The 26,675-nt window shown below is 65.9% G+C and carries 28 protein-coding genes; 16 read left to right on the forward strand and 12 right to left on the reverse strand.

Annotated features, from left to right (window positions below):
* The first annotated feature begins 93 nt into the window (after positions 1–93).
* Entirely contained in the window at positions 94–1,131 is a 1,038-nt protein-coding gene (locus PRL19_RS13915) for an ABC transporter substrate-binding protein (protein WP_273743307.1), read from the forward strand.
* A 29-nt stretch (positions 1,132–1,160) separates the two neighbouring features.
* Here PRL19_RS13915 and PRL19_RS13920 read toward each other — a convergent pair whose 3' ends face one another.
* Together PRL19_RS13920 and hppD are read right to left on the reverse strand one after the other, a co-directional pair.
* A complete protein-coding gene (locus PRL19_RS13920; RefSeq protein WP_273743308.1) occupies positions 1,161–1,514 on the reverse strand; it encodes a Rieske (2Fe-2S) protein in 354 nt (117 codons plus the stop codon).
* 43 nt (positions 1,515–1,557) lie between these two features.
* Positions 1,558–2,670 carry a 4-hydroxyphenylpyruvate dioxygenase gene (hppD, locus tag PRL19_RS13925; RefSeq protein WP_273743309.1) on the reverse strand — a complete coding sequence of 371 codons (1,113 nt, stop codon included), beginning with the start codon at positions 2,668–2,670 and terminating at the stop codon, positions 1,558–1,560.
* A gap of 128 nt (positions 2,671–2,798) precedes the next feature.
* On the opposite strand from hppD, the gene PRL19_RS13930 reads away from it, so the two are divergent.
* From PRL19_RS13930 to metH, 3 genes are all read left to right on the forward strand, one after another.
* Positions 2,799–3,251: an Lrp/AsnC family transcriptional regulator gene (locus tag PRL19_RS13930; RefSeq protein WP_148912299.1), complete on the forward strand. Its 453-nt coding sequence runs from the start codon at positions 2,799–2,801 to the stop codon at positions 3,249–3,251.
* 96 nt (positions 3,252–3,347) lie between these two features.
* Positions 3,348–4,385: a homocysteine S-methyltransferase family protein gene (locus PRL19_RS13935; protein WP_045981245.1), complete on the forward strand. Its 1,038-nt coding sequence runs from the start codon at positions 3,348–3,350 to the stop codon at positions 4,383–4,385.
* Positions 4,378–7,095 carry a methionine synthase gene (gene metH / locus PRL19_RS13940; RefSeq protein ID WP_273743310.1) on the forward strand — a complete coding sequence of 906 codons (2,718 nt, stop codon included), beginning with the start codon at positions 4,378–4,380 and terminating at the stop codon, positions 7,093–7,095. The genes PRL19_RS13935 and metH overlap by 8 nt, the downstream gene beginning before the upstream one ends.
* 33 nt (positions 7,096–7,128) lie before the next feature.
* On the opposite strand, the gene betA is transcribed toward metH, so the two are convergent.
* The 3 genes from betA to betI are packed head-to-tail and all read right to left on the reverse strand — an operon-like array spanning position 7,129 to position 10,752.
* Positions 7,129–8,757: a choline dehydrogenase gene (gene betA, locus PRL19_RS13945; RefSeq protein ID WP_273743311.1), complete on the reverse strand. Its 1,629-nt coding sequence runs from the start codon at positions 8,755–8,757 to the stop codon at positions 7,129–7,131.
* Complete coding sequence (gene betB / locus PRL19_RS13950) at positions 8,744–10,189, reverse strand: betaine-aldehyde dehydrogenase (RefSeq protein WP_273743312.1); 1,446 nt, start codon at positions 10,187–10,189, stop codon at positions 8,744–8,746. The genes betA and betB overlap by 14 nt, the downstream gene beginning before the upstream one ends.
* Positions 10,186–10,752: a transcriptional regulator BetI gene (gene betI / locus PRL19_RS13955; RefSeq protein WP_045981248.1), complete on the reverse strand. Its 567-nt coding sequence runs from the start codon at positions 10,750–10,752 to the stop codon at positions 10,186–10,188. Before betI ends, betB begins: the two co-directional genes overlap by 4 nt.
* An 87-nt stretch (positions 10,753–10,839) precedes the next feature.
* On the opposite strand from betI, the gene choX reads away from it, so the two are divergent.
* The 3 genes from choX to choV are packed head-to-tail and all read left to right on the forward strand — an operon-like array spanning position 10,840 to position 13,686.
* Positions 10,840–11,781 (forward strand): choline ABC transporter substrate-binding protein, encoded by a 942-nt coding sequence (gene choX, locus PRL19_RS13960; protein ID WP_217846095.1) that lies wholly within the window; start codon positions 10,840–10,842, stop codon positions 11,779–11,781.
* 55 nt (positions 11,782–11,836) lie between these two features.
* Positions 11,837–12,685: a choline ABC transporter permease subunit gene (choW, locus tag PRL19_RS13965; protein WP_273743313.1), complete on the forward strand. Its 849-nt coding sequence runs from the start codon at positions 11,837–11,839 to the stop codon at positions 12,683–12,685.
* Entirely contained in the window at positions 12,682–13,686 is a 1,005-nt protein-coding gene (gene choV / locus PRL19_RS13970; RefSeq protein ID WP_045999051.1) for a choline ABC transporter ATP-binding protein, read from the forward strand. Before choW ends, choV begins: the two co-directional genes overlap by 4 nt.
* On the opposite strand, the gene PRL19_RS13975 is transcribed toward choV, so the two are convergent.
* Entirely contained in the window at positions 13,683–14,594 is a 912-nt protein-coding gene (locus tag PRL19_RS13975) for an ABC transporter permease (RefSeq protein ID WP_052714598.1), read from the reverse strand. The genes choV and PRL19_RS13975 overlap by 4 nt on opposite strands.
* A 281-nt stretch (positions 14,595–14,875) precedes the next feature.
* Between PRL19_RS13975 and PRL19_RS13980 the strand changes: the two genes are divergently transcribed.
* From PRL19_RS13980 to PRL19_RS13990, 3 genes are all read left to right on the forward strand, one after another.
* Complete coding sequence (locus PRL19_RS13980; RefSeq protein ID WP_246071247.1) at positions 14,876–16,099, forward strand: KpsE/RkpR family capsule polysaccharide export protein; 1,224 nt, start codon at positions 14,876–14,878, stop codon at positions 16,097–16,099.
* Positions 16,096–16,764: an ABC transporter ATP-binding protein gene (locus PRL19_RS13985; protein ID WP_045981253.1), complete on the forward strand. Its 669-nt coding sequence runs from the start codon at positions 16,096–16,098 to the stop codon at positions 16,762–16,764. The genes PRL19_RS13980 and PRL19_RS13985 overlap by 4 nt, the downstream gene beginning before the upstream one ends.
* Positions 16,765–16,877: 113 nt before the next feature.
* Positions 16,878–18,053 (forward strand): NAD-dependent epimerase/dehydratase family protein, encoded by a 1,176-nt coding sequence (locus tag PRL19_RS13990; protein ID WP_148912305.1) that lies wholly within the window; start codon positions 16,878–16,880, stop codon positions 18,051–18,053.
* A 37-nt stretch (positions 18,054–18,090) separates the two neighbouring features.
* On the opposite strand, the gene PRL19_RS13995 is transcribed toward PRL19_RS13990, so the two are convergent.
* Together PRL19_RS13995 and PRL19_RS14000 are read right to left on the reverse strand one after the other, a co-directional pair.
* Positions 18,091–18,906: an alpha/beta fold hydrolase gene (locus PRL19_RS13995; RefSeq protein ID WP_273743314.1), complete on the reverse strand. Its 816-nt coding sequence runs from the start codon at positions 18,904–18,906 to the stop codon at positions 18,091–18,093.
* 86 nt (positions 18,907–18,992) lie between these two features.
* Complete coding sequence (locus PRL19_RS14000) at positions 18,993–19,376, reverse strand: DUF2147 domain-containing protein (protein ID WP_273743315.1); 384 nt, start codon at positions 19,374–19,376, stop codon at positions 18,993–18,995.
* A 135-nt stretch (positions 19,377–19,511) separates the two neighbouring features.
* On the opposite strand from PRL19_RS14000, the gene hisA reads away from it, so the two are divergent.
* The 6 genes from hisA to aat all read left to right on the forward strand — a co-directional run bounded on the left by hisA (position 19,512) and on the right by aat (position 23,990).
* Positions 19,512–20,228, forward strand: coding sequence for a 1-(5-phosphoribosyl)-5-[(5-phosphoribosylamino)methylideneamino]imidazole-4-carboxamide isomerase (gene hisA, locus PRL19_RS14005; protein WP_273744515.1), 717 nt, complete (start codon positions 19,512–19,514; stop codon positions 20,226–20,228).
* An 84-nt stretch (positions 20,229–20,312) separates the two neighbouring features.
* Positions 20,313–21,074, forward strand: coding sequence for an imidazole glycerol phosphate synthase subunit HisF (gene hisF / locus PRL19_RS14010; RefSeq protein WP_127898659.1), 762 nt, complete (start codon positions 20,313–20,315; stop codon positions 21,072–21,074).
* A complete protein-coding gene (locus PRL19_RS14015) occupies positions 21,071–21,388 on the forward strand; it encodes a phosphoribosyl-ATP diphosphatase (protein WP_273743316.1) in 318 nt (105 codons plus the stop codon). The genes hisF and PRL19_RS14015 overlap by 4 nt, the downstream gene beginning before the upstream one ends.
* Before the next feature lie 107 nt (positions 21,389–21,495).
* Entirely contained in the window at positions 21,496–22,014 is a 519-nt protein-coding gene (gene accB / locus PRL19_RS14020) for an acetyl-CoA carboxylase biotin carboxyl carrier protein (protein WP_045981260.1), read from the forward strand.
* Positions 22,015–22,018: 4 nt separating this feature from the next.
* On the forward strand, positions 22,019–23,365 hold the full coding sequence (gene accC, locus PRL19_RS14025) for an acetyl-CoA carboxylase biotin carboxylase subunit (RefSeq protein WP_045981261.1): 1,347 nt from the start codon (positions 22,019–22,021) through the stop codon (positions 23,363–23,365).
* Positions 23,366–23,372: 7 nt separating this feature from the next.
* Positions 23,373–23,990, forward strand: a complete 618-nt coding sequence (aat, locus tag PRL19_RS14030) for a leucyl/phenylalanyl-tRNA--protein transferase (RefSeq protein ID WP_273743317.1) — start codon at positions 23,373–23,375, stop codon at positions 23,988–23,990.
* Here aat and PRL19_RS14035 read toward each other — a convergent pair.
* The 4 genes from PRL19_RS14035 to clpX all read right to left on the reverse strand — a co-directional run bounded on the left by PRL19_RS14035 (position 23,981) and on the right by clpX (position 26,529).
* Positions 23,981–24,301: a DUF2155 domain-containing protein gene (locus PRL19_RS14035; protein ID WP_232303241.1), complete on the reverse strand. Its 321-nt coding sequence runs from the start codon at positions 24,299–24,301 to the stop codon at positions 23,981–23,983. The genes aat and PRL19_RS14035 overlap by 10 nt on opposite strands.
* Positions 24,302–24,327: 26 nt before the next feature.
* Positions 24,328–24,804 (reverse strand): outer membrane lipid asymmetry maintenance protein MlaD, encoded by a 477-nt coding sequence (mlaD, locus tag PRL19_RS14040; RefSeq protein ID WP_273743318.1) that lies wholly within the window; start codon positions 24,802–24,804, stop codon positions 24,328–24,330.
* Between the two features lies 1 nt (position 24,805).
* Positions 24,806–25,180, reverse strand: a complete 375-nt coding sequence (locus PRL19_RS14045; RefSeq protein WP_045981265.1) for an NADH:ubiquinone oxidoreductase subunit NDUFA12 — start codon at positions 25,178–25,180, stop codon at positions 24,806–24,808.
* A gap of 83 nt (positions 25,181–25,263) precedes the next feature.
* Positions 25,264–26,529: an ATP-dependent Clp protease ATP-binding subunit ClpX gene (clpX, locus tag PRL19_RS14050; protein WP_045981266.1), complete on the reverse strand. Its 1,266-nt coding sequence runs from the start codon at positions 26,527–26,529 to the stop codon at positions 25,264–25,266.
* Between the last annotated feature and the right edge of the window lie 146 nt (positions 26,530–26,675).

The following is a 26,675-nucleotide window of genomic DNA, read 5'->3' on the forward strand; positions in this document are numbered from 1 at the left end:
ACACAGGCCCATCACGGGCGCGCGAAACCCTTGCGCGCGCCCGCAGCCCGCCTTAGCGTTGTCGCAAATCCGACAACAGAGAGGCCAGTTTTCATGCGCTTGCTGACCACCACCATCCTGGCCGCGGCGGCCCTGCCCGCCTATGCCGCCGACCGCGAACTGACGGTTTTCGATTGGGCCGGGTTCGACGAGCCCTCGATCTTCCAGGCCTATGTGGACAAGCACGGCGACAGCCCGACCTATGCCTTCTACGGCGATGACGACGAAGCGTTCCAGAAGGTCGCGTCGGGATTCAAGGCGGACGTGATCCATCCCTGCAGCCAGATGGTCGGCAAGTACCGCGATGCCGGCCTGATCGAGCCTTGGGACACGTCGCGCATCCCGAACTTCGAGCAGATCGAGGAGCGGTTCCTGGACAGCGAGGTGTTCCGCGACGATCAGGGCGTGTGGTTCATCCCCACCGACTGGGGCGCCACCGCCATCGCCTACAACACCGAGACCGTGCCTGCCGAGGACGTGGCCAGCCTTGGCGTCTTCACCAACCCGAAATATCAGGGCCGCACCTCGCTGCCCGACAGTTCGGATGATGTCTGGGCGCTGGCCTATCTGGCGACCGGCGTGACCGACTGGTCCGAGGTGACCGACGAACAGTTCCAGGCCGCCGCCGCCTGGCTGCGCGAGGCGCATGTCAATGTTGCGGCCTACTGGGCCGACCCGTCCGAGCAGGCACAGCTGATGGCGTCGGGTGCGGTGGACGTGGCTTGGTCGTGGAACGACGGTGTCGTCTATCTGCAGGCCGACAACTATCCGGTGGGCTTTCAGCGTGAGCCGGCCGAAGGGTCGTCGACCTTCTTCTGCGGCTACGTGAACGTCAAGGACGGTCCGGGCAGCGAAGACAAGGCCTATGACTTCATCAACGCCTGGCTGGAGCCGTCGGCCGCCAAGGCGCTGCTGGACACGATCGGTTATGGCCATACCTCGGCCGCGGCCATGGCGACCATCGCCGACGAACCCGCCGTCGCCGAAGGTCTGGCCGAGATCGACGCACCGGTCCTGGCCCAGACCCCGAATGACCCCGAACTGCGTCAGCGCCAGTTGGCAGAGTTCGAGAAGATCAAGGCTGGCTTCTGATTCCGGTCAGGGACCGCGCATGAAATTTGTCAGGGGGCGATCACGATGTGGTCGCCCTGTTGCATGATCGGGACCGCATCCAGCCCGCATTCCGCACCGGCCACGACGCTGCCGGTCGACTTGTCGAAGCTTGCGCCATGTGCGGTGCACAGCAGCCGCAATCCATCCGCAGAAAGCAGCGTATCGCCGCGGTAATCCAGCGGCAGGTACTGGTGCGGACAGGCGTTCACATAGGCACGCAGCACGTCGCCGTCGCGCAGCACGATCATCGGGAACGACCCGCGGTCGGTCGTGACGGTCAGCGGATGGACGCCGGTGACCCCGGTCGCCGCGCAGACGCGCGTTCCGGGCGCCGGGGCGCTGCTGTAATCGGTCCAGGCCATGATGATCGGCGCGGCGGCCTCCCCGCCGCCGCGCCGCTCCTCCCTACTCGGCCGGGGTGGCGTCGAGAACGCCGCGCCGGATCTGGTCTTCCTCGATGGACTCGAACAGGGCGCGGAAATTGCCCTCTCCGAACCCGTCGTCGCCCTTGCGCTGGATGAACTCGAAGAAGATCGGCCCGATCACCGTCTTCGAGAAGATCTGCAGCAGGATGCGCGTCTCTCCGCCACCCACGACGCCTTCGCCGTCGATCAGGATGCCGCGCGCCTTCATGCGGTCCAGCGGTTCATCATGGTCCTTCACGCGGCGGTGCGACATCTCGTAATAGGTGTCGGGGGGGCCGGGCATGAACTCCATCCCGGCCTCGGCAATGCGGTCGGTCCCCGCATAGATGTCGTTCGAGGCGATGGCGATGTGCTGGATGCCCTCGCCCTTGTATTCGCGCAGGTATTCCTCGATCTGGCTGTGATCGTCGGTGCTCTCGTTGATCGGGATGCGGATCTTGCCGCAGGGCGATGTCAGGGCGCGGCTGACCAGCCCGGTCTGCTTGCCCTTGATGTCGAAGAAGCGGATCTCGCGGAAGTTGAACGTGTCGTGATAGAACTTGTACCACGTGTCCATGTTGCCGCGGATCACGTTGTGGGTCAGGTGATCCAGATAGAAGAAGCCGAACCCTTCGGGACGCGGGTCGGCCTCGCCGATCCAGTCGTAGTCCGTGTCATAGGCACTGCCCGCGTTCCCATAGCGGTCGATGAAATACAAAAGCGACCCGCCGATCCCCAGGACAGCCGGTGCCTCGATCGACTTGCCAGGGCCGGTATATTCGGTGGCGCCAAGCTCCAACGCGCGCTTCAGGGCGACCTGCGCGTCCACCACCCGCCACGCCATGGCCGGCGCGCAGGGGCCATGCTCCGCGACAAAGCCGGCTGCATGGCTGTCCGCCTCGGCATTCAGCAGATAGTTGATGTCGCCCTGACGATAGAGCGTGATCGCCTTGGTCTTGTGGGTCGCCACGGGGGCGAACCCCATTTGCCGGAAGATGCGGTCCAGGACGGCCGGGTCCGGATGGGCGTATTCGACAAACTCGAACCCATCCGTTCCCGCGGGATTCGCGGCACTGATCGTGGCCTTGGGGGCATCGTGGGGAAAGGGTCCCATGGCATTCCTCCTGCTTGTTGCCACCATGATGCGCGCGGGCCGCTGCAATGTGCTTGCAAAGAGGATCGCCAAGCGGTCAAAATTGCACGAAACGCGCATCGATGGCGCAAATGACGCACGGGTGACGCATGGACCGGTTCGACAGTGCAATCCTGGCTGCCCTGCAGCGCGACGGGGCCCTCAGCAACGCCGCATTGGCACAGGTCGTGGGGCTGTCTGCCAGCCAGATCTCGCGCAGGCGCGCGGCCCTGGAGGAGGCCGGCGTGATCGAGGGCTATGCCGCGCGGCTTTCGGCCGCCAAGCTGGGGCACGGGTTCCGGGCGGTGATCCGCGTCAACCTGCGCGGCCATGGCCAGGGGCGCGAGGACGAATTCGCCCGCTTCGTGACGGCACAGCCGATGATCCGGCAGGCGTTCTCGGTATCCGGCGATGCCGATTACGTTCTGGACGTGCGCGCCCGCGACCTGGAGGCCTTTGCCGATTTCGTCCATCGCCACCTGCTGCCACACCCGCAGGTGGCGCAGGTCCGCTCCGAGATCGTTCTGAAGACACTCAAGGACGAAGGCGGCGTTCCGGTCTGACCATGCGCCTCGCTCATGATCTTGTCAAATACTATGAATTTGCCGATGGGACGCGGAACGCCTATATCACGGGCTGAAACCGAAAGGCCTGATCCCATGTCCCTGCCCCCATCCCCCGCCTTTGCGGCCCTGAACAAGGCCGCATCCGAACGCATTCTGATCCTGGACGGCGCGATGGGCACGCAGATCCAGGCCCTTGGCCTGGGAGAGGACGACTATACCGGCCACGGGTCCGGTCATGTCTGCCGCCATCACACCGATCACCCCCAGCAGGGCAACAACGACCTGCTGATCCTGACCCAGCCCGAGGCGGTCGAGGAGATCCATTACCGCTATGCGATGGCCGGCGCCGACATCGTCGAGACCAATACCTTTTCCGCGACCACCATCGCGCAGGCCGATTATGGTCTGGGCGAGGCGGTCCACGACCTGAACGTCGAGGGTGCCCGCGTCGTCCGCCGTGCCTTGGACCGCGCGACGGCGCAGGACGGGCGGGCCCGCTTCGTCGCAGGCGCCATCGGGCCGACGAACCGCACAGCCTCGATGAGCCCGGACGTCAACGACCCCGGATACCGCGCCGTGACGTTCGAGGACCTGCGCGCCGCCTATCTGCAGCAGGCCAAGGGTCTGATCGCCGGCGGTGCCGACATCCTGCTGATCGAGACGATCTTCGACACGCTGAACGCCAAGGCGGCGATCTTTGCCTGCATCCAGGCGATGGAGGATCACGGCCAGCGTCTTCCCATGATGATCTCGGGCACAATCACCGACGCGTCGGGGCGCACCCTGTCGGGCCAGACGCCGACCGCGTTCTGGCATTCGGTCCGCCATGCGAACCCCTGGACCATCGGCCTGAACTGCGCGCTTGGTGCCTCGGCCATGCGGCCGCATCTGGTCGAACTGTCGGGCGTGGCCGACACGCTGATCTGTGCCTATCCCAATGCCGGCCTGCCCAACGCCTTCGGCCAGTATGACGAAGGCCCCCACGACACCGCCCCGCAGGTCGCCGAATTCGCGCGCGCGGGGCTGGTCAACGTGGTTGGCGGCTGCTGCGGCACCACGCCCGATCATATCCGCGCCATCGCCGATGCCGTGGCCCCCTTCGCCCCCAGAAAGGTGCCCGCCTATGCCTGATCGTTACCTGCGCTTGTCGGGGCTGGAGCCCTTTGTCCTGACGCCCGACATCCCCTTCGTGAACGTGGGCGAACGCACCAACGTCACCGGCTCCGCCCGTTTCCGAAAGCTGATCAAGGAGCGCGACTACGCCACCGCCCTGGAGGTCGCTCGCGATCAGGTCGAGAACGGCGCCCAGATCATCGACATCAACATGGACGAGGGCCTGATCGATTCAAAGGCCGCGATGGTCGAATACCTGAACCTGCTGGCGGCCGAACCCGACATCGCGCGCGTGCCGATCATGATCGACAGCTCCAAATGGGAGGTGATCGAGGCCGGCCTGCAATGCGTGCAGGGCAAGCCGGTCGTCAACTCGATCAGCATGAAGGAGGGCGAGGAGCAGTTCCGCCATCAGGCGCGACTGTGCCTGGCCTATGGCGCGGCGGTCGTGGTCATGGCCTTCGACGAGCAGGGCCAGGCCGACACCGCCGCCCGCAAGATCGAGATCTGCCAGCGCGCCTACGACATCCTGGTGAACGAGGTGGGCTTTCCGCCCGAGGACATCATCTTCGACCCGAACATCTTCGCCGTGGCGACGGGCATCGAGGAGCACAACAACTACGGCGTCGACTTCATCGAGGCGACGCGATGGATCCGCCAGAACCTGCCCCATGCGCATGTGTCGGGCGGCGTGTCGAACCTGTCCTTCAGCTTCCGCGGCAACGAACCGGTGCGCGAGGCGATGCATGCCGTGTTCCTGTACCATGCCATCAAGGCGGGGATGGACATGGGCATCGTCAATGCGGGCCAGTTGGCCGTCTATGACCAGATAGACCCCGATCTGCGCGAGGCCTGCGAGGATGTCGTCCTGAACCGCCGCCCCGACGGCACCGAACGCCTGCTGGAGATCGCCGAGCGGTTCCGCGGCGACGGTCAGGGCGCCAAGCGCGAAAAGGATCTGTCCTGGCGCGAATGGCCGCTGGACAAGCGGCTGGAACATGCCCTGGTCAACGGCATCACCGAATATATCGAGGCCGATACCGAAGAGGCCCGGCAGGCCGCCGAACGTCCGCTGCACGTGATTGAAGGCCCGCTGATGGCGGGGATGAACGTGGTGGGCGACCTGTTCGGCGCGGGCAAGATGTTCCTGCCGCAGGTGGTGAAATCCGCCCGCGTGATGAAGCAGGCCGTGGCCGTCCTTCTGCCCTACATGGAGGAGGAAAAGCGCCTGTCCGGCGGGACAGAACGCGAGACCGCGGGCAAGATCCTGATGGCGACCGTCAAGGGCGACGTCCATGACATCGGCAAGAACATCGTCGGCGTCGTGCTGGCTTGCAACAACTTCGAGGTCATCGACCTGGGCGTGATGGTCCCGGCGCAGAAGATCCTGCAGGTCGCCCGCGACGAGAACGTGGACATCATCGGCCTGTCCGGCCTGATCACCCCGTCCCTGGACGAGATGGTGCACCTGGCCTCCGAGATGGAGCGCGAGGGGATGGACATTCCCCTGCTGATCGGTGGCGCCACGACATCCAAGATCCACACGGCGGTCAAGATCTCGCCCCGCTACACGCGCGGCCAGGCGGTCTATGTGACCGACGCCAGCCGGGCCGTGGGCGTCGCCTCCAACCTGCTGTCGACCGACCGCAAGGCCGCCTATGTCGACGAAATCCGGGCCGACTATGCTGCCGTCGCCGACCGACACGAGCGGTCCGAGGCATCGAAATCGCGCCTTCCGCTGACCAAGGCGCGCGACAATGCGCTGAAGATCGACTGGAGCGGCTATGTGCCCACCGCACCGACCTTCACCGGCGCGCGGGTGATCGAGGATTGGGACCTGGCCCAGATCGCACGCTATATCGACTGGACGCCGTTCTTCCAGACCTGGGAGCTGAAGGGCGTCTATCCGCGTATCCTTGACGACGAAAAGCAGGGCGAGGCCGCCCGCCAGCTGTTCGCCGAGGCGCAGGAGATGCTGGCCCGGATCATCGACGGCCAATGGTTCAAGCCCCGCGCCGTGGTCGGTTTCTGGCCCGCGAACGCGGTCGGCGACGACATCCGCCTGTTCACCGGCGACGATCGGTCGGAGACGCAGGCCATGCTTCACACGCTGCGCCAGCAGGTCACCAAGCGTGGCGACCGGCCGAACGTGGCCCTGTCCGACTTCGTGGCACCCGAAGGCATCCCCGACCATGTCGGCGGTTTCGTCGTGACGGCAGGCCCCGAGGAGGCAGAGATCGCCGCACGCTATGAACGCGCCAACGACGACTACGGCGCGATCATGGTCAAGGCGCTGGCTGACCGTATCGCCGAGGCCATGGCCGAGATGCTGCACGAACGCGTGCGGCGCGACTATTGGGGATATGCCAGGGACGAGGGCTTTGCACCCGAGGAACTTGCGGCCGAACCCTATACCGGCATCCGTCCCGCGCCGGGCTATCCGGCCCAACCCGACCACACCGAAAAGCTGACGCTTTTCAAGTTGCTGGACGCGGAAGCTGCGACCGGCGTGACGCTGACGGAAAGCATGGCGATGTGGCCAGGATCGTCGGTTTCGGGCCTCTATATCAGCCATCCCGACAGCTATTACTTTGGCGTCGCCAAGATCGAGGAGGATCAGGCCCGCGATTACGCCGCGCGCAAGGGCTGGACCCTGGACGAGGCCGAACGTTGGCTGGCCCCGGTCCTCAACTACACCAAGCGTCAGGCAGAGGCTGACGCGGCATAGGGAAAGGCCCGCATCGCTGCGGGCCTTTCTTTGTCAGGCGCGCAGCATCTGGCGGCCCAAAATGTGATCGGCGGCCTTTTCGCCGGTCATGATCGACGGGCCGTTCAGGTTGCCGTTGGTGATGCGTGGAAAGATCGAGCTGTCCGCGACGCGCAAGCCCTCGACCCCGATCACGCGCAGTTCGGGGTCCACGACCGCGTCGGGATCGCTGGCCGCACCCATGCGGGCAGTTCCGCAGGGATGATAGGCCGATTCCGCATGTTCGCGGATGAACGCGTCGATCTGTTCATCGGTCTGCACGGCATCGCCCGGCTGGATCTCGTCGCCGCGGTATTCCTTGAACGCGGGGGCGTCAAAGATGCGGCGTGTATGACGGACGCATGCCCGGAACTCCTCCCAATCCTCGGGTTGGGACATGTAGTTGAAGCGGATCTCGGGCGCCACGGACGGGTCACCCGATGCCAGCCGGATGGTGCCGCGCGATTTCGACCGCATCGGCCCCACATGGGCCTGGAACCCGTGACCCTTGGCCGCCGATTTCCCGTCATAACGGACCGCCAGCGGCAGGAAGTGATACTGGATGTCGGGATAGTCCTTGGCATCCGACGACCGGATGAAACCGCAGCTTTCGAACTGGTTCGATGCGCCAAGGCCGGTCTTCTGCAGCAGCCATTCGACACCCACGCGGCCTTTGCCCAGCAGGTTGTAATAGGTATACAGCGTCACCGGCTTCAGCGACTTGTACTGCATGTAGATCTCAAGATGGTCCTGCAGGTTGCCCCCGACGCCGGGACGATCCGCAAGCGGCGTGATACCATGCTGGCGCAGATGATCCGCAGGCCCGATGCCCGACAACATCAGCAGTTTGGGCGTGTTGATGGTGCTAGCCGAGATGATGACCTCGCGGTTCGCCAGAACGGCCTCGACGTTGCCGTTGCGTTCGATTTCAACGCCATAGGCGCGTTTACCTTGAAACAGGATGCGGTTCGCCAGACCGCGCACGACGGTCAGCAGGCCGGTCTTTTTCGCGGGACGCAGATAGGCATTGGCGGCGGACCAGCGGCGGCCCTTCCAGATGGTGGCCTCCATCGGGCCGAAACCCTCCTGCTGGGTGCCGTTGTAGTCGTCCGTGCGTGGCCATCCTGCCTGGTGACCCGCCTCGATGAAGGTGTTGAACAACGGGTTCTTGCGCTTGCCGCGGGTGATGTGCAGCGGGCCGCTGGTGCCACGCACCGGCGACGTGCCGCCGTGCCAGGTCTCCATTCGCTTGAAATACGGCAGGACGCCCGCATAGTCCCAGCCCTCAGCACCGCTGTCGGCCCAATGCTGGAAATCCTTGGGGTTGCCGCGCACGAAGACCATGCCGTTGATCGACGACGATCCGCCGATGACCTTGCCGCGCGGCGTCGCCAGCTTGCGCCCGCCCAGATGCGGTTCCGGCTGGCTGGCAAAGCCCCAGTCATAGCGGCTCATGTTCATCGGATAGGACAGCGCGCCCGGCATCTGGATGAAGGGGCCGACATCGCTGCCGCCGAACTCGATCAGCGTGACGGTGCGTCCCGCCTCGGTCAGGCGATAGGCCAGGGCACAGCCGGCGCTGCCCGCGCCGATGATGACGTAATCCGCGTCCTTTGCGGCTTTCGGAAGATCAGTAGGGTGCATCGACGCCTCCCATGCCCACATAGACGGATTTCAGCTGACTATAGTGCTCGATCGCGGCGGCGGAGTTCTCGCGGCCCACACCGGACAGCTTGACGCCGCCAAAGGGCATCTCGACCGGCGTCAGGTTGTAGGTGTTGATCCAGCAGGTGCCGGCCTCCAGCGCGGCGACCACGCGATGGGCGCGGGACAGGTCCTGGGTAAAGACCCCCGCGGCCAGGCCAAAGCCGGTGCCGTTGGCACGGGCGATCACCTCGTCCTCGTCGGCAAAGCTGAGAGCAGTCAGGACGGGCCCGAAGATCTCGTCCGTCACGATGGTCATGTCGTCGGTGGCATCGGCAAAGACCGTGGGCGGGATGAACGGCCCCTCGCCCTCTCCACCGCAGACCAGCCTGGCACCGGCGTCACGCCCGGCGCGGATGGCGGCGCGGATCTTGTCGGCCTGGGCCGCATTGATGATCGGACCGTGATTGGTGTCCGGGTCCAGCGGATCGCCCATGCGGACTGCCTTCACACGCTCCGCCAGGCGGGCCAGGAAGTCCTCCTTGATACCCTCCTGCAGGAAGACGCGCGTCCCGTTGGAGCAGATCTGCCCCGAGCTGTAGAAGTTCGCCAGGATCGCGGCACTGACCGCGTCCTCAAGGTTCGCGTCATCGAAGACGATCAGGGGCGACTTGCCACCCAGCTCCATCGTGACATGGCGCATTCCTTCGGCGGCGGCCGCATAGACGCGGCGGCCGGTGGGCACCGAACCGGTCAGGGACACCTTGGCCACGTTGGGGTCGGTGACCAGCGCGGCACCGACATCGCCCCGGCCCTGCACCACGTTGAACACGCCCGGAGGCATACCCGCCTCGATGAAGATTTCCGCCAGTTTCAGGGCCCCTAGCGGCGTTTCTTCGGACGGTTTGAAGACCATGGTGTTGCCCATGACCAAGGCCGGCGCGGCCTTCCAGCAGGCGATCTGGCTGGGATAGTTCCAGGCCCCGATGCCTGCACAGACACCCAGGGCCTCGCGGCGAGTATAGGCCCAGTCCGCCCCCAGGGGGATCATCTGGCCGGTCAGCGTCGCCGCCAGACCCGCGAAATATTCCAGTGCCGCGGCACCCGACGGCCAGTCCGCAACCAACGTCTCCTGGATCGGCTTGCCGGTGTCCAGGGTCTCAAGGCGCGCCAGTTCGTCGTTGCGCTCAAGGATGATCGCGGCGGCGCGGCCGAGAATGCGGCCGCGCTCGACGGGCGCCATCGCGGCCCATGCGGGCTGGGCGGCCTTGGCGGCGGCGCAGGCCTGCGCCACCTGGTCGGTCGATGCCTCCTTCAGCGTCGCGATGGTCTCGCCAGTCAACGCATAGCGGACGGGCAGGTCGGCACCCTGCCCTTCGACCGGCTTGCCGCCGATGAACAGGGATGCGGTGGGTTGTGCGGAAAGGCTCATGCAAGGGCCTCCTTCAGATAGGTCATGATGGTGTTCAGCGCCACATCGGCATCGGTCGGACCGGGGGTCAGGACCGCGCGCAGATAGACGCCGTCGATCAGCGCACCCAATGTCTCGGCGGTGCGCTCGGGGTGGTCGGTCAGGCCGCGCAGCGCCACGATCAGGTTCGAATGCAGCCGGCGGTGATAGACCCGCAACAGGCGCGCGGCCTCGGGAGAGTTCAGCGCAAGTGCATAAAAATTGAGCCACGCACTGACCGTCTCCCGCTGAAAGTTCTGGGGCGCAAAGCTGGCGTGGATGATCGCATCCAACCGCCCCCGCGCACCCCGCCCCGGCAGGCGGTCATGGACCGATTGCCCATAACTGCGCAGGATATACCGCATCGCCGCCAGGAAGATCTGGTCCTTCGATCCGAAGTAATGGTGGGCCAGCGCCGGCGACATGCCGGCACGCTTGGCGATCTGCGCGACGGTGACGTCCAGCGACCCCGCGCGCCCCACCTCGAAGATCGCGGCATTGATCAGCGCTGCTTTTCGGATAGGCTCGGCCCCGAGTTTCGGCATGATTGCACCTGCGGCGGAAGATTTCTGTTGCGTTGCCGTTTCCATGTAACGTTAATTGACTGAACAATCAAGAACAGGGAGCCCATCATGACCCTTTCCCGCATCCTCGCGGTCCTTGCGATGACGCCCGCGCTGGCGCTGCCCGCCGCCGCGCAGGAGCCCGACAGCTGCCGAGAGGTGGTGTTTTCCGATGTGGGCTGGTCCGACATCACCGCGACCACGGCCATCGCGTCGACGGTCCTGCAGGCCCTGGGATACGAGACCGAGACACGCATCCTCTCGGTCCCGGTGACCTATACGGCGCTGTCCACGGACGACGTGGACGTGTTCCTGGGCAACTGGATGCCCACGATGGAGGCCGACATCGCCCCCTATCGCGACGCGGGCACGGTCGACACGGTGCGCACCAACCTGACCGGCGCGAAATACACGCTGGCCACAAACAAGGCCGGTGCCGACTTGGGGATCGCCGATTTCGCGGACATCGCCGCGCAGAGCGAGGCGCTGGACGGCAAGATCTATGGCATCGAGCCGGGCAACGACGGCAACCGCCTGCTGCTTGAGATGGTGGCGATGGACAAGTTCGACCTGGGCACCTTCGAGGTCGTCGAATCCAGCGAACAGGGCATGCTGGCCCAGGTCCAGCGCGCGACCAACAGCGATCAGCCGGTGATTTTCCTGGGATGGGAGCCCCACCCCATGAACGCCCAGTTCGAGATGACCTATCTGACCGGCGGCGATGAGATCTTCGGCCCCGATCTTGGCGGCGCCGAGGTTCGCACCAACACCCGCGCCGGCTATGTCGCGGAATGCCCCAACGTGGGCAAGTTCCTGACCAACCTGGAGTTCACCCTGACCATGGAGAACGAGGTCATGGGCGCGATCCTGAACGACGGTCAGGATCCGATGGACGCCGCCCGCGACTGGCTGGCGGCCAACCCGGACGCGGCCACCCCCTGGCTGGCCGACGTTACCACCGCCGACGGCAACGACCCCCAGACCGCGCTGACCGAGGCGCTGGCGCAATGACCCCCCGCCCCGGCGCTGTGCCGCCGGGGCCCCCAACGTCATAGAGGGTGCAGGCATGGAACAGCTGACCGATTGGGTCACCGACACCAAGATCCCCGTGGGACGGACCGCAAAGACGGTCTTTGACTGGCTGAACGCCAATGCGGCCGGGCTGTTCGATGCGATCTCGACCGGGATGGAGGCGCTGATCGACGCCATCCTGACGGGGCTGGAGGCGCCGAACCCGTTCCTGTTCATCGCGCTGGCCGTGGCGCTGACCTGCGCGCTGCAACGTCGGTTGGGCACCTGCCTGCTGGTGATGTTCGGGCTGCTGTTCGTGCTGAACCAGGGCTACTGGTCCGAGATGCTGCAGTCGCTGACGCTGGTCCTGTCGGCCTGCATCGTCTGCATGGCCGTGGGCGTGCCCATCGGCATCGCCTGCGCGCACCGGCCGCGGCTTTATGCCTGGATGCGCCCGGTCCTGGACCTGATGCAGACGCTGCCGACCTTCGTCTATCTGATCCCGGCGATCGTGTTCTTCGGCATCGGCATGGTGCCGGGCCTGCTGGCCACCGTGATCTTCGTGCTGCCCGCGCCGATCAGGCTGACGCAGCTGGGCATCGCCTCGACCCCGCCTGCTCTGGTCGAGGCCGCGACCGCGTTCGGCGCCACCCCCCGCCAGCTGCTGTGGAAGGTGGAACTGCCAAGCGCCCTGCCCCAGATCATGGCCGGGCTGAACCAGACCATCATGCTGTCGCTGTCGATGGTCGTCATCGCCGCGCTGGTCGGCGCATCGGGGCTGGGCGTGCCTGTCGTGCGGGCGCTGAACAGCGTCAACACCGCACTGGGCTTCGAATCGGGCATGGTGATCGTCGTCGTCGCCATCCTGCTGGACCGGATGCTGCGCATGGAGGGCCGCAAATGAACGCCGTCGAATTCGACCGGGTCTGCATCGTCTTCGGCGACCACCCCGACCGCGCCCTGCCCCTGATGGACGAGGGTCTGGACCGCGGCCCCATCAAGACCGAAACCGGGCAGGTGCTGGGCGTCCACGATTGCAGCCTGTCGGTGGCCGATGGAGAGATCCTGGTCCTGATGGGCCTGTCGGGGTCGGGCAAGTCCACGCTGCTGCGGGCGGTGAACGCGTTGAACCCCGTCTGCCGTGGCGAGGTCCGCATCAAGCGCGGCGGTCAGATGGTCAGCGTGACCGCAGCCGGCAGCCGGGCGCTGCGCGACATCCGCCTGCGCGACGTGGCAATGGTGTTCCAGGCCTTCGGCCTGCTGCCATGGCGCACGGTTCGCGACAATGTCGGCCTTGGGCTGGAACTGGCGGGCATGTCGCAGGCCGAACGTCGCAGCAAGATAGAGGGCCATCTGGCGACCGTGGGCCTGTCGGAATGGGCCGACCGCAAGGTCGGAGAGCTGTCCGGCGGCATGCAGCAGCGCGTCGGCCTGGCCCGCGCCTTTGCGACCGAGGCGCCGATCCTGCTGATGGACGAACCGTTCAGCGCGCTGGACCCGCTGATCCGCGCCCGCCTGCAGGACGAACTGCTCGAGCTGCAGGCCAAGACCGGGCGGACCATCATCTTCGTCAGCCATGACCTGGACGAGGCCTTCAAGCTGGGCAACCGCATCGCGTTGATGGAGGGCGGACGCATCGTGCAGATCGGAACGGCCAGAGAGATCATCGCCAATCCGATCAACGATTATGTCGCCGATTTCGTGGCGCACATGAACCCGCTTGGCGTGCTGACAGCCGAGGACGTTGCCGAACCCGGCACCGCCGAGGGAGAGCCTGTGCCCCGCGACATGCCGGTGCGCGCGGTCATGGGCCTCTTGGCGGATCGCACGGCCCTGCCCGTTCAGGGCGGCGGGCGCATCACGCAGGCCGCGGTCCTGGCGCGCCTGATCGACCCGCGGGGCTAGCTGTTCTGCAGGTCGCGGTGGTACCGGACCAGCAGCGCCAGCCCCAGGGCGAACAGACCCAGCCCAAGCCCGAAGACATAGGTATAGCTGACGTATTCGCCGGCATATTGCGGATAGAACGACCGCCGCATCTGTCCGATGACATGGATCAGCGGGTTCCACCACAGCCAGTCCTGATAGGGCTGAGGCACATCGTCGAACATGAAGAAGATGCACGAGAGCAGAAAGAACGGCTTCATGAAGATTGCCCACAGGGGCTGCCACCAACTGACCGCCTCGAACAGGAAGCAGTTCATGACGCCAATGGCGGCACCTGTCAGGATCATCATCGCCAGGCCGATCGCGATCAGGTCCATCTGCGGGTCGGTCCGGGTTTCCGACGTCATCATGATCGCGGTGAAGATCACTGTGGCCACCATAACCTGGGTGATCGCATTGAAGGCGATCCGTGCCAGCAACGCGTCCATGAAGGTCACCGCCGGATAGCTGAGAAGCGCCATCGAATAGCGCACAGAGGACGCGACCTTGTTCGAGATGTCCATGTATCCAAGGAACGGCACCATCCCGGTGGCATAGAACATCGCAAAGCTTGTCCCGATCGGCGGCAGCGCGAAGGTGACTGAGAAGATCAGTGTCAGCAGCATGATCCCGCCCGCAGGTTCCGCGACCGCCCAGAAATACCCCCCCGAGGCGCGGCCGTTGCTGGTCTGGACCTCGCGCAGGATCAGCGCCGTGATGGCGCGCAGGCTGGCGAAGCTGCGGTGCTTTCGCACCTCCTTGAGGACGCGCGGGCCCTGCGCGGCGGTCTTGCGCTGCGGCAGGGGGGCGGCGGGCGGGCCGTGTCGGGGCGTGGTGGACTGGGACATGCGGATCACGGATGGCGCCGGGGGCGCGTTTGCGCTGCTCACGATCCTGGCAACGGATCGGTGCTGGAACTGTTCTGCGCGCTTATGTATGACGGCGCCAGCAAGATCAACAAGGCAGGCGGGGTAAGCGCATGTCCGCCCAGGATTCCAACTCCGGTCCCCACAGGAACACGCCCCCCGGTGCCACCGCACCGCAGGAAGGCCCCCAGGGCCCCGCACAGGGCCAAGGGGCAACCCAGGGTCAGGCAGGACAGGGTCAACCGCTGCGGCCCCAAGGACCGGGCGCAGGTCAGCCCCGTGCGCAGGGCCAGCAGGGTGGAAAGATGGTCCATCGCCCCGGTCAGGGCGCAGGCCAGCAGGTGATCCGCCCCGGCCAGCACAATCCGCAGATGCAGGCCCGCATCCAGGCCGCGATGCAGCAGCCCGTTCTGCCCCCGGCCGGTCCGGCGCGCCTGCATCGGCGCCATTACGGCATGGCCATCAGCTTTGTCCTGATGGTGATCATTCCTGTCCTCCTCAGCGCCGTGTACATCTATACGCGCGCATCGGACCAGTACGCGTCCTATGTCGGCTTCTCGGTCCGCAGCGAATCCGCGCCCAGCCCGGCGGACGTTCTGGGTGGGCTGGGGTCTCTGGTGGGGGTCACGTCCAGTTCGACCAGCGACACCGACATCCTCTACAAGTTCATCCAGAGCCGTGACCTGGTCGAACGGGTCAATGCCCGCATCGACCTGCGCGAGGTCTGGTCCAAGGCCCCGGGCGATCCGATCTTCGGTTTCAACGGCGGGCCGTCGCTGGAGGACCTGGTCGAGGAATGGGAGCGGAAGGTCCGCATCCATTACGATTCCGGGATGATCGACCTGCGCATCCTGGCCTTCGATCCTGTCGATGCCCAGACCATCGCCAACGCGATCCTGGAAGAGGGCGGCATCCTGATCAACCGCCTGAACGACATCGCCCGCGAGGATGCCCTGCGCTATGCCCGCGACGAGCTGGATCGGGCGCAGGATCGCCTGCGCGAGGCCCGCCAGGAGGTGACCGAGTTCCGCAATCGCTATCAGCTGGTGGACCCGGTGGCCGACGTGCAGGGTCAGATCGGCGTCGTCACATCGCTGCAGCAGCAACTGGCCGAACAGCTGGTCGGCCTGGGCCTGCTGCAGGCGAACGCGCAGCCCGAGGACCCGCGGATCGGCCAGGCCGAACTGCGCATTCAGGTCATCCGCGACCAGATCGAGGCCGAGCGCCAGAAGTTCGGGTCGACCGGCGGCGAGGAGGCCCTGTCCGATGTCGTCGGCCAGTTCGAGATCCTGACCGTCGACCGGCAGTTCGCCGAGGCCACCTATACCGCGGCCCTTGCCGGCTTCGAGACCGCGCGGGCCGAGGCCGTGCGCCAGTCGCGCTATCTGGCACCGTACATCCGCCCGACGCTTGCACAGGAGGCCGAGTTCCCCGAACGCGCCAAGCTGCTGCTGATGATCGCAGGGTTCCTGACGGTGCTGTGGGTGATCGGCAGCCTGATCTTCTACAGCCTGCGCGACCGGCGATGATCTATCTGCAGAACCTCTGCAAGACCTACACGCTGAACGGCAAGCACAAGGTGGTGGCCGACGACATCACCGCGATCTTTCCGTCCGGTGTGTCGGTCGCGCTGCTGGGGCGCAACGGCGCGGGCAAGTCGTCGCTGCTGCGGATGATCTCGGGGGCCATGCTGCCGTCGTCGGGCAAGGTGCTGTCCACGGGGACGATCAGCTGGCCGGTGGGCTTTGCCGGTTCGTTCAGCGGAGAGCTGACGGGAGAGCAGAACTGCCGCTTTGTCGCGCGCATCTATGGCGTGGACACCGAGGAGCTGCTGTACTTCGTCCAGGATTTCGCCGAACTGGGCGATCACTTCAAGCTGCCGATCCGCACCTATTCCTCGGGGATGCGGTCCCGCCTGGCCTTCGGCCTGTCGATGGCGGTTCCCTTCGACACCTACCTGGTGGACGAGGTCTCGGCCGTGGGCGACGCGGCCTTCCGCACCAAGTCAAACCGCGTGTTCAACGAACGCATGTCGAATGCCGGGGCTATCGTGGTCGCGCATTCGATGGGAATGCTGCGCGAGACCTGCCACGCAGGGGCGGTTCTGGAACAGGGCAAGCTGACCTTCTATCCCGACCTGGAAGACGCCATCGCGGCGCATATGGTCAACATGCAGCAGGCCCAGACAGGCTGATTGCCGCCGGTTTCATGACAGCCGGATGACGCAACCCCTGCGGGGGTGGCGCTTGCATGCACGCATGGATATTGATTTGAATGAATTCAGCGCATCATTCGGCAAGGCATATCATGAAGATCATCGTTCTGGGCGGAGACGGTTTCTGCGGCTGGCCCACGGCCCTGCACCTGTCCGCCCGCGGTCACGACGTCGTGATCGTCGACAACCTCTCGCGTCGCAAGATCGATGTCGAGTTGGAGGTCGCCTCCCTGACGCCGATCCGCCCCCTGGGCGAGCGCGTCCGTGCCTGGGCCGAGGTGACCGGCAACCACATCCGGACCGAGGATCTGACCGTCGGTCAGGATTACGACCGGCTGCTGGCGCTGTTGGAGCGTGAACGGCCCGACGCGATCGTGCATTTCGCCGAACAGCGTGCGGCGCCCTATTCCATGAAATCGGCCCGCCACAAGCGGTACACCGTGAACAACAACCTGAACGCGACGCATGACGTGCTGGCCGCGATCGTCGAATCGGGTCAGGACATCCATCTGGTGCACCTGGGCACGATGGGCGTCTATGGCTACGGCACCGCCGGCATGAAGATCCCCGAAGGCTATCTGGACGTGACCGTGCAGACCGCACAGGGACCCCATGACCAGCAGATCCTGTACCCGGCCAATCCGGGCAGCATCTATCACATGACCAAGACCCAGGATGCGCTGTTCTTCTTCTACTACAACAAGAACGACGGCCTGCGGATCACCGACCTGCATCAGGGCATCGTCTGGGGCACGCAGACGGCCGAAACGCAGATGGACGAACGGTTGATCAACCGGTTCGATTACGATGGAGACTATGGCACGGTGCTGAACCGGTTCCTGATGCAGGCGGCCATCGGCTATCCGATGACCGTGCACGGAACGGGCGGCCAGACGCGCGCCTTCATCCACATTCAGGACACGTGCCGCTGCATCGAACTGGCCATCGCGAACCCGCCCAAACGCGGCGACCGGGTACAGATCCTGAACCAGATGACCGAGACGCACCGCGTTCGCGACCTGGCGCGGATGATCTCGGACCGCACGGGGACCGAGGTCGCGTTCCAGAAGAACCCCCGCAACGAGGCTGACGAGAACGACCTGCATGTCGTCAACGACAGCTTTCTGGGGCTGGGCCTGCAGCCGATCACCCTGGCCGAGGGTCTGCTGTCAGAGGTCCGTGACATCGCCCGCAAATACTCCGACCGCTGCGACCGCGACAAGATCCCCTGCGTATCTCAGTGGCGCGCGGCGCAGGCGGCAGAATAGGCGACAGGGGGGCGGACGGTCCGCCCCCTGCCCCCGATCAGGCCAGAAACGCCTTGAGGTCGTCCAGCAGCCGCTCGCCATGCGTGGCGGCCAGTCCGTGCGGGGCGTTGTCGTATTCGATCAGTTTTGCGCTCGGGACCATCTTGGCCATCCGGTGCGCGGTGGCGGCGATGGGCACGATCTTGTCTGCCGTGCCATGCACGACCAGCGTGGGCAGGTTGATCTGCGCCACGTCCGCGGTGAAATCGGTCATCCCAAACGCTGTCACGCATTCGATCGTGGCGCGGGGACTGGCCATCATCGCCATGCCCTGCGTCCAGTCCAGAACGGCCTGACTGACGCCGCCCAGAAGGCCCTGGCCATAGAACTGCTTGGCGAAATCCTGCAGGAAGGCCGGACGGTCCTTGCGCAGCCCGTCGCGCATCCCTTCGAACAGGTCGGCGGGGGCACCGTCGGGATTGGCGTCGGATTTCAGCAGCCCCGGCGCGACAGACGAGATGAACCCTAACCAGCTGGCCCCCTTTGCGCCGTGGCGCGAGACATAGCGGGCGACCTCTCCGCCGCCCATGGAAAATCCGATGATGGCCGCGTCGGTCAGTTCCAGTTCGTCGATCACCGCGGCCAGATCGTCCGACAGCGTGTCGTAATCATAGCCGTTCCAAGGCTGTTCGGACCGGCCGAATCCGCGGCGGTCATAGCTGACGACGCGATAGCCCGCCTCGGCCAGGCCCAGGGCCTGCGTCTCCCAGCTGTCTGCGGTCAGCGGCCAGCCATGAATCAGGACGACCGGGCGGCCCTGCCCCCAGTCCTTGACGTAAAGCTGCGTGCCATCTTTCGCGGAAATCATCGGCATGGTGCGTTCCTTGATTGCTGTTTCGCCCAGGGAACGCGTCGGGGCCGCGGCAGGTTCGCCCGGTCCCGATCACTGTTCTGTCGGTGCTACTGCACTCGCACCCAGGTCTGGCTGCTGCACAGCAGGCCACCGGCGATGCAGCCCGACAGGCTCATCCGGTCGCCCGCGACCGAGGCCTTGCCGGCATAGATCTTGTCGTTGGACGGCCGCCAGACGCGACCCGCATAGTTGCCACCGCCCTGGGGTGCCATGTCGATGACGATCTGGCGGCCCAGGTTGGGCGACTGGTATTCGGCCGTGTCGCGATAGGTCCGGGTGATCGTGCCGCAGAATGCGCCGCCGCAGGGCGAGACGGTGACATGGGCGAACGCGCCCTCGTCGGGTTGGGTCTGCCAGACCCCTTCGATCGGGTCGGCGCTGGCCGCCCCTGCAGCCAGCGCGAACGTGGCGGCCAGAATGATGTGACGCATGGGTCCCTCCTCCTCAGGGTGCGACCAGATTGCGCGGGCTGCCCCCGTCCGGGCAAGCATGACGTCAGGTCCCTTGCCGTTCCCGCCCGCCCCGTGGCAAAGGGGGCGCAACCCTTGAGACCGGAGCGTGCCGCCATGATCCTCTATCCCGCCATCGACCTGAAGGACGGCAACTGCGTGCGCCTGCTGCGCGGCGACATGGAGGCCGCGACCGTCTTCGGCACCGATCCCGCGGCCCAGGCCCGTGCGTTCCAGGATGCGGGTGCCGAATGGCTGCACCTGGTCGACCTGAACGGCGCCTTCGAGGGCAAGCCTGTGAATGCCGCGGCGGTCGAGGCGATCCTGGCGGCCACCAACATCCCCACCCAGCTGGGCGGCGGCATCCGTGACATGGCGACGATCGAATCCTGGCTGGAGCGCGGCCTGACCCGCGTGATCCTGGGCACCGTCGCGGTCGAGAATCCCGACCTGGTGCGCGAGGCCGCCGACGCCTTTCCCGGCCGCATCGCGGTCGGTATCGACGCCCGCGCAGGCAAAGTCGCGACGCGGGGCTGGGCCACGGAAACCGACGTGAACGCCACCGACCTGGCCCGCCGGTTCCAGGACGTGGGCGTCGCCGCAATCATCTATACCGACATCGACCGCGATGGCGCGATGGGCGGCCCCAACATCCACGCGACCGAGGCGCTGGCCCGCGCCGTCATGATTCCGGTGATCGCATCCGGTGGAGTCTCGTCGCTGGCCGACCTGAAGGCGCTTGACGACACCAAGGTGATCGCGGGCGCGATCTCGGGGCGGGCGCTTTACGACGGCGCGCTGGACCTGCGCCAGGCCCTGGCCGCGCTGGCCTGACACGGGCGGGCGCAGACCACTGGTCCCGCCCCGGCCGCTGCGTTAGAACCCAGGGCTGAACAGCCCCAGCCAAAGGCCCCGACGATGCTCAAGACCCGGATCATTCCCTGCCTGGACGTCGCCGACGGGCGCGTGGTCAAGGGCGTGAACTTCGTCGACCTGGTCGATGCCGGCGACCCGGTCGAGGCCGCACGCGCCTATGACGCCGCCGGCGCGGACGAGATCTGCTTTCTGGACATTCATGCCACGCATGAAAATCGCGGCACCATGTTCGATCTGGTGACCCGGACGGCGGAACAATGCTTTGTCCCGCTGACCGTGGGCGGTGGCGTGCGCACGCACAACGACGTGCGGGCGCTGCTTCTGGCTGGGGCCGACAAGGTCAGCTTCAACTCCGCGGCCGTGGCCGACCCGGATGTGGTGGCCGCCGCCGCCGACCGGTTCGGCAGCCAGTGCATCGTCGTGGCGATCGACGCGAAGACCGTGGAGGACGGCCGGTGGGAGATCTTCACCCATGGCGGCCGCAAGCCAACCGGTATCGACGCGGTGGAGTTCGCGCGACTGGTCGAAGCCAAGGGCGCAGGAGAGATCCTGCTGACCTCGATGGACCGGGACGGGACGCGGTCGGGGTTCAACCTGCCGCTGACGCGGGCCATCGCCGATGCGGTGAACGTTCCGGTCATCGCATCCGGCGGCGTCGGCACGCTGGACCACCTGGTCGAGGGCGTGACCGAAGGTCATGCCAGCGCCGTTCTGGCCGCCAGCATCTTCCATTTCGGCACGCATACCATCGCCGAGGCCAAGGCCCACATGGCCGCCGCCGGCATTCCCATGAGGCTGACATGACCGCCCTGCACCGCCTGGCCGCGACCGTCCTAGACCGCAAGACCGCCGACCCCGACAGCAGCTGGACCGCCAGACTGCTGGCCAAGGGCCCCGAGAAATGTGCGGAGAAGTTCGGCGAGGAGGCCGTCGAGGCGATCATCGAGGCGGTCAAGGGCGACCGCGCCCGCCTAACCGCCGAGGCCGCCGACGTGATGTTCCACCTGCTGGTCATGCTGGCCGCGCGCGACATCACGCTGGAGGACGTCGAGGCGGAGCTGACGCGGCGCGAAGGCACCTCTGGCCTTGCGGAAAAGGCCGCGCGCCCCGGCGCCTGAGCGCGCAAAGCGCGACGGGACCCTTCCCCTTGGGCAGGCACAGGGGCTATAAGCCCTGCAATCGCCGCGCGTGGACGCGGCCCGACCAGAACACGTCAGAGGATGGCATGAGCAACGATTCCCACCACGACAAGCATCACGAGGGCGACGTGGCCTTCATCCGCTCGCTGGCCGAGCTGCTGAACTCCAGCGAACTGAACGAGATCCAGGTCAAGCGCGAATACGGCGAGCATGACCGCCTGACGGTCAGCCTGACCAAGCAGGGCAAGCAGGTCGTCTATGCCCAGAGCCCCGCGGCGCCCTCCGCCCCGGCACCGCAGGCATCCGCCCCGGCGCCCGCCGCGGCCACTGCGCCCGCCTCTGCCGCGGCCAGCGCCGATCCGGCCAGCCTGCCCGGCGCCGTGACCTCGCCCATGGTGGGCACCGCCTATCTGTCGGCTGAGCCCGGCGCCGCGGCCTTTGTCACCGTCGGTCAGACTGTGGCCGAGGGCGACACGCTGATGATCGTCGAGGCCATGAAGACGATGAACCACATTCCCGCGCCCCGCGCGGGCACGGTGCGTCGCATCCTGGTCGATGACGGCAACCCGGTCGAATTCGGCACCCCCCTGATGATCGTCGAGTAAGCCCATGTTCGACAAGATCCTCATCGCCAACCGGGGCGAGATCGCGCTGCGCGTGATCCGCGCCTGCCGCGAGATGGGCATCGCATCGGTCGCGGTCCATTCGACCGCCGATGCCGACGCGATGCATGTCCGCATGGCAGACGAATCGGTCTGCATCGGTCCGCCGTCCTCGGCGCAGTCCTATCTGTCGATGCCGGCGCTGATTTCGGCCTGCGAGATCACGGGTGCGCAGGCGATCCACCCAGGCTACGGCTTCCTGTCCGAGAATGCGGGTTTCGTGCAGATGCTGGAAGATCACGGCATCACCTTCATCGGTCCGCGTGCCGAACACATCCGCATCATGGGCGACAAGATCACCGCCAAGGACACGATGAAGGCGCTTGGCGTCCCCTGCGTGCCCGGCAGCGACGGTGGCGTGAACGACGTGGAACAGGCCAAGGCGGTCGCGGCCCAGATCGGCTATCCGGTCATCATCAAGGCCACGGCGGGTGGCGGCGGTCGCGGCATGAAGGTCGCCGAGAACGAGGCGGGCCTTGAGGTCGCCTTCCGTACCGCGCGGTCCGAGGCCAAGGCAGCCTTCGGCAACCCCGACGTCTATCTGGAGAAATACCTCCAGCGGCCGCGCCACATCGAGATCCAGGTCTTCGGCGACGGCAAGGGCCGCGCCGTGCATCTGGGCGAACGCGACTGCTCGCTGCAGCGCCGCCACCAGAAGGTGCTGGAGGAGGCCCCCGGCCCCGCCATCACCGCCGAACAGCGCGCCCGGATCGGAAAGGTCTGCGCCGATGCCGTCGCAAAGATCGGCTATTCCGGCGCCGGCACGATCGAATTCCTGTTCGAGGACGGAGAGTTCTACTTCATCGAGATGAACACCCGCCTGCAGGTGGAACATCCGGTGACCGAGGCGATCTTCGGGGTCGATCTGGTGCGCCAGCAGATCCGCGTCGCCGCCGGCCTGCCGATGGAGTTCCACCAGGAGGACCTGGTGATCAACGGCCATTCGATCGAGGTGCGGATCAACGCCGAGAAGGTGCCCAGCTTCTCTCCCTGCCCCGGCAAGATCACCCAGTATCACGCCCCGGGCGGTCTGGGCGTGCGGATGGATTCGGCGCTGTATCAGGGCTATTCGATCCCGCCCTATTACGACAGCCTGATCGGCAAGCTGATCGTTCACGGTCGGGACCGGGACGAGGCGCTGGCCCGTCTGTCGCGCGCCTTGGGCGAACTGATCGTGGACGGGGTCGACACGACCGTGCCGCTGTTCCGTGATCTCCTGGCGGAACCGGACATCCAGTCGGGGAACTATTCGATCCACTGGCTGGAACGCTGGCTGGCCCGGCACTACGCGTAAGGGCCCGATGCTGACGCCTGCGCAGTTGCTGACCGGTTATGCGCGCGGCGTCTTTCCGATGGCCGAAAGCGCGGATGACGACCGCCTGTACTGGTTCGACCCCCCGATGCGGGGGGTCCTGCCGGTGGGGGGCGTCCATGTCGCGCGCTCTCTGCGGCGAGACCTGCGGCGTGGGGGATGGTCCGCACATCTGGACGGTGATTTCGCAACCGTAGTCGCCGCCTGTGCCGACCGCGAAACGACGTGGATCAACGCTCCGCTGGCGGACCTGTACCAGGCGCTGCACGGCGCGGGCCATGCGCATGCCATCGAGATCCGCCATGACGGGGCCTTCGCGGGCGGTCTGTTCGGCGTGACCCTTGGTGGGGCGTTCTTCGGCGAATCCATGGTTTCGCCCCGCGAGAACGGATCGCGGATGGCGCTGTGGTGGCTGTCGACGCACCTGAAGCGATGCGGCTTCACCTTGTTCGACACGCAGTTCCTGACGCCGCATCTCGCCCGGATGGGTGGGATCGAAATTCCGCGCAAGACCTATCACACGCGGCTGACCGCGGCCCTCCGCCGCAAGGCCGACATCCGTGCGGCGCCACTGCCCTCAGCCGAGATGCTGGCCGCTCAGCCCTGACAGGACATGACCCAGACATCGTAGCGCGCGTCATCCAGCGCCGACAGCGCGGGCGAGCTGGCGATCATCCAGCCGCTGAAGACCGTCGCGTTCTGCCGCAGGTCGGTGATGGTCAGCTGCGCGAAGGCGTCCGAGCTGGGATCGCCTGCAGGATAGCGGCATTCGCCCAGCCTGATCTCCAACCGCCCGTAACGGACGGCCTGACCGATCTGAAGCGGCAGGTCCGTCGTCCGCCCCGACACCTTGTCCAGACCCCGCAGCATCGCGCCCGATGCGCGCACGGTATCCTGTGCGGCCAAGGGTGTTGCCATCAGCATCAGGCAAAGCGCGGCACGAATCACGGCGCGGACTCATCGGCCGATTGGCTGTCGACGAATTTCAGCATCAGCTGCAGCAAACTGACCGCGCCCTGCACATCCTCGATCTCGTCCCCTGGGGCAAGATTGTCCACCGCGCCGCCGGGCTGCAGCTGGATGTATGCGCCGCCCAGCAGTCCGTCGGACTGGATCAGTGCGGCACTGTCCGTGGGCAGCGCGATGTCGTTTGGGATCGTCAGGACCGCATCGGCCAGATAGGTCTGCGGGTTCAACCGAATCTCACTGACGCGGCCGATACGAACACCGGCTAAACGGACCTCTGTCCCGACCGCGACCCCGTCGACATCCGGAAAAGATGCGATCAGCGGATAACCCGATCCGCCGCCCCATTGGCCCTGCGCCGCCCAAGCAAGAAAGCCCGCGGCGACCGCAAGGACGATGCCACCGGCTATCAGTTCGGCACGCGCCTCGGTCCCATGGGCGATGTCGGCGGACATGCTATTCCGGGCGCCACGCGTCATAATCGCTGCGCACCGCGGGTGCCGCGCGATACAGCGACCCGGCCGGCACATAGGCGCCCGGCGTGCCGGTCAGGTTGGCCTGGTGCGGCTGTTCCCACGCCTTGCGCGGGACGGCCAGTTCGGTCGGCGCCTCGTTCCAGGTGTGGTGCAGCCAGCCGTGCCATTCCGGCGAAATCTGACTGGCCTCGGATTCGGATTTATAGATGACCCAACGGCGCTTGCCGTCCTTGGTCTTGTAGAAGATGTTTCCGGCCGCATCCTCACCAACCTTGACGCCGTTGCGCCAGGTCCAGAACTGAGTGTTCAGCGTCTGGCTGTTCCACCAGGTCAGAAAGCGCAGCAGGAACGACATCGGCAGGACCCTCAACGATCAGTTTTGCCCTTGGGATATGCCCCAGTTTCCGCGCAAGGTCCAGCCTTGCGCGGACGCCCCGATCACCCGGCCGAGGCGGTTTCCTTCTTGGGATCGACATGGATCAGCAGGGGCTTGGCGGTGGGGTTGTCCACGGCCTCGTCGTTGACCACGACCTCCTGAACGCTGTCCAGTCCGGGCAGTTCGAACATGGTGTCCAGCAGGATCTCCTCCATGATCGACCGCAGGCCGCGGGCACCGGTCTTGCGCTTGATCGCGCGTTTGGCGATGGCGGTCAGAGCGTCGTCGGTGAAGGTCAGCTGAACGCCCTCCAGGTCGAACAGGCGCTGATACTGCTTGACCAGGGCGTTCTTCGGCTTGGTCAGGATGATGATCAGCGCCTCTTCGTCCAGGTCGGTCAGGGTCGCGATGACCGGCAGACGTCCGACGAATTCCGGGATCAGGCCGAACTTCAGCAGATCCTCGGGCTCCAGTTCCTTGAACAGCTCGCCGACGCCCTGATCGCCCGTTTCCTTGACCGAAGCGCCAAAGCCCATCGCCGTGCCCTTGTTGCGCTGCGCGATGATGCGGTCCAGACCGGCAAAGGCGCCACCGCAGATGAACAGGATGTTGGTCGTGTCGACCTGCAGGAACTCCTGCTGGGGATGCTTGCGCCCGCCCTGCGGGGGAACCGAGGCGACCGTACCCTCCATGATCTTCAGCAAGGCCTGCTGCACGCCCTCGCCGGACACGTCACGGGTGATGGACGGGTTGTCCGACTTGCGGGTGATCTTGTCGACCTCGTCGATATAGACGATGCCGCGCTGTGCACGCTCGACGTTGTATTCGGACGACTGCAGCAGCTTCAGAATGATGTTCTCGACATCCTCACCGACATAGCCCGCCTCGGTCAGCGTGGTCGCGTCCGCCATCGTGAAGGGAACGTCCAGAATGCGCGCCAAAGTCTGCGCCAGCAGCGTCTTGCCGCAGCCGGTCGGCCCGATCAGCAGGATGTTCGACTTGGCCAGCTCGATGTCGGTCTTGGAGCCGTGATTCAGACGCTTGTAATGGTTGTGCACGGCCACGGACAGCACGCGCTTGGCATGCTCCTGCCCGATGACGTAATCATCCAGCACACCGCAGATCTCCCGCGGGGTGGGCACGCCGTCTCCGGATTTCAGACCGCTGGTCTTGGTCTCTTCGCGGATGATGTCCATGCACAGTTCGACGCATTCGTCGCAGATGAACACGGTCGGTCCCGCAATCAGCTTGCGGACCTCGTGCTGGCTCTTGCCGCAGAAGCTGCAATAGAGCGTGTTCTTGCTGTCGCTGCCGGACTGGTTCGCCATCGTCCATTTCCTTGACTGCCGTCCCGCAAGGACGCGGGGCGGGCGACGGCGGGATCGGGTTTCCGCGCGCCGCATCTTCGGGTTTCCGCGGCGGATCGGCCGCCGCGGGTCATTCACGCCATGTTACGGGCCAGTCCGGCCCGTCA

Origin of the sequence: Paracoccus marcusii (assembly GCF_028621715.1) — a bacterium.
GTDB lineage: Bacteria > Pseudomonadota > Alphaproteobacteria > Rhodobacterales > Rhodobacteraceae > Paracoccus > Paracoccus marcusii.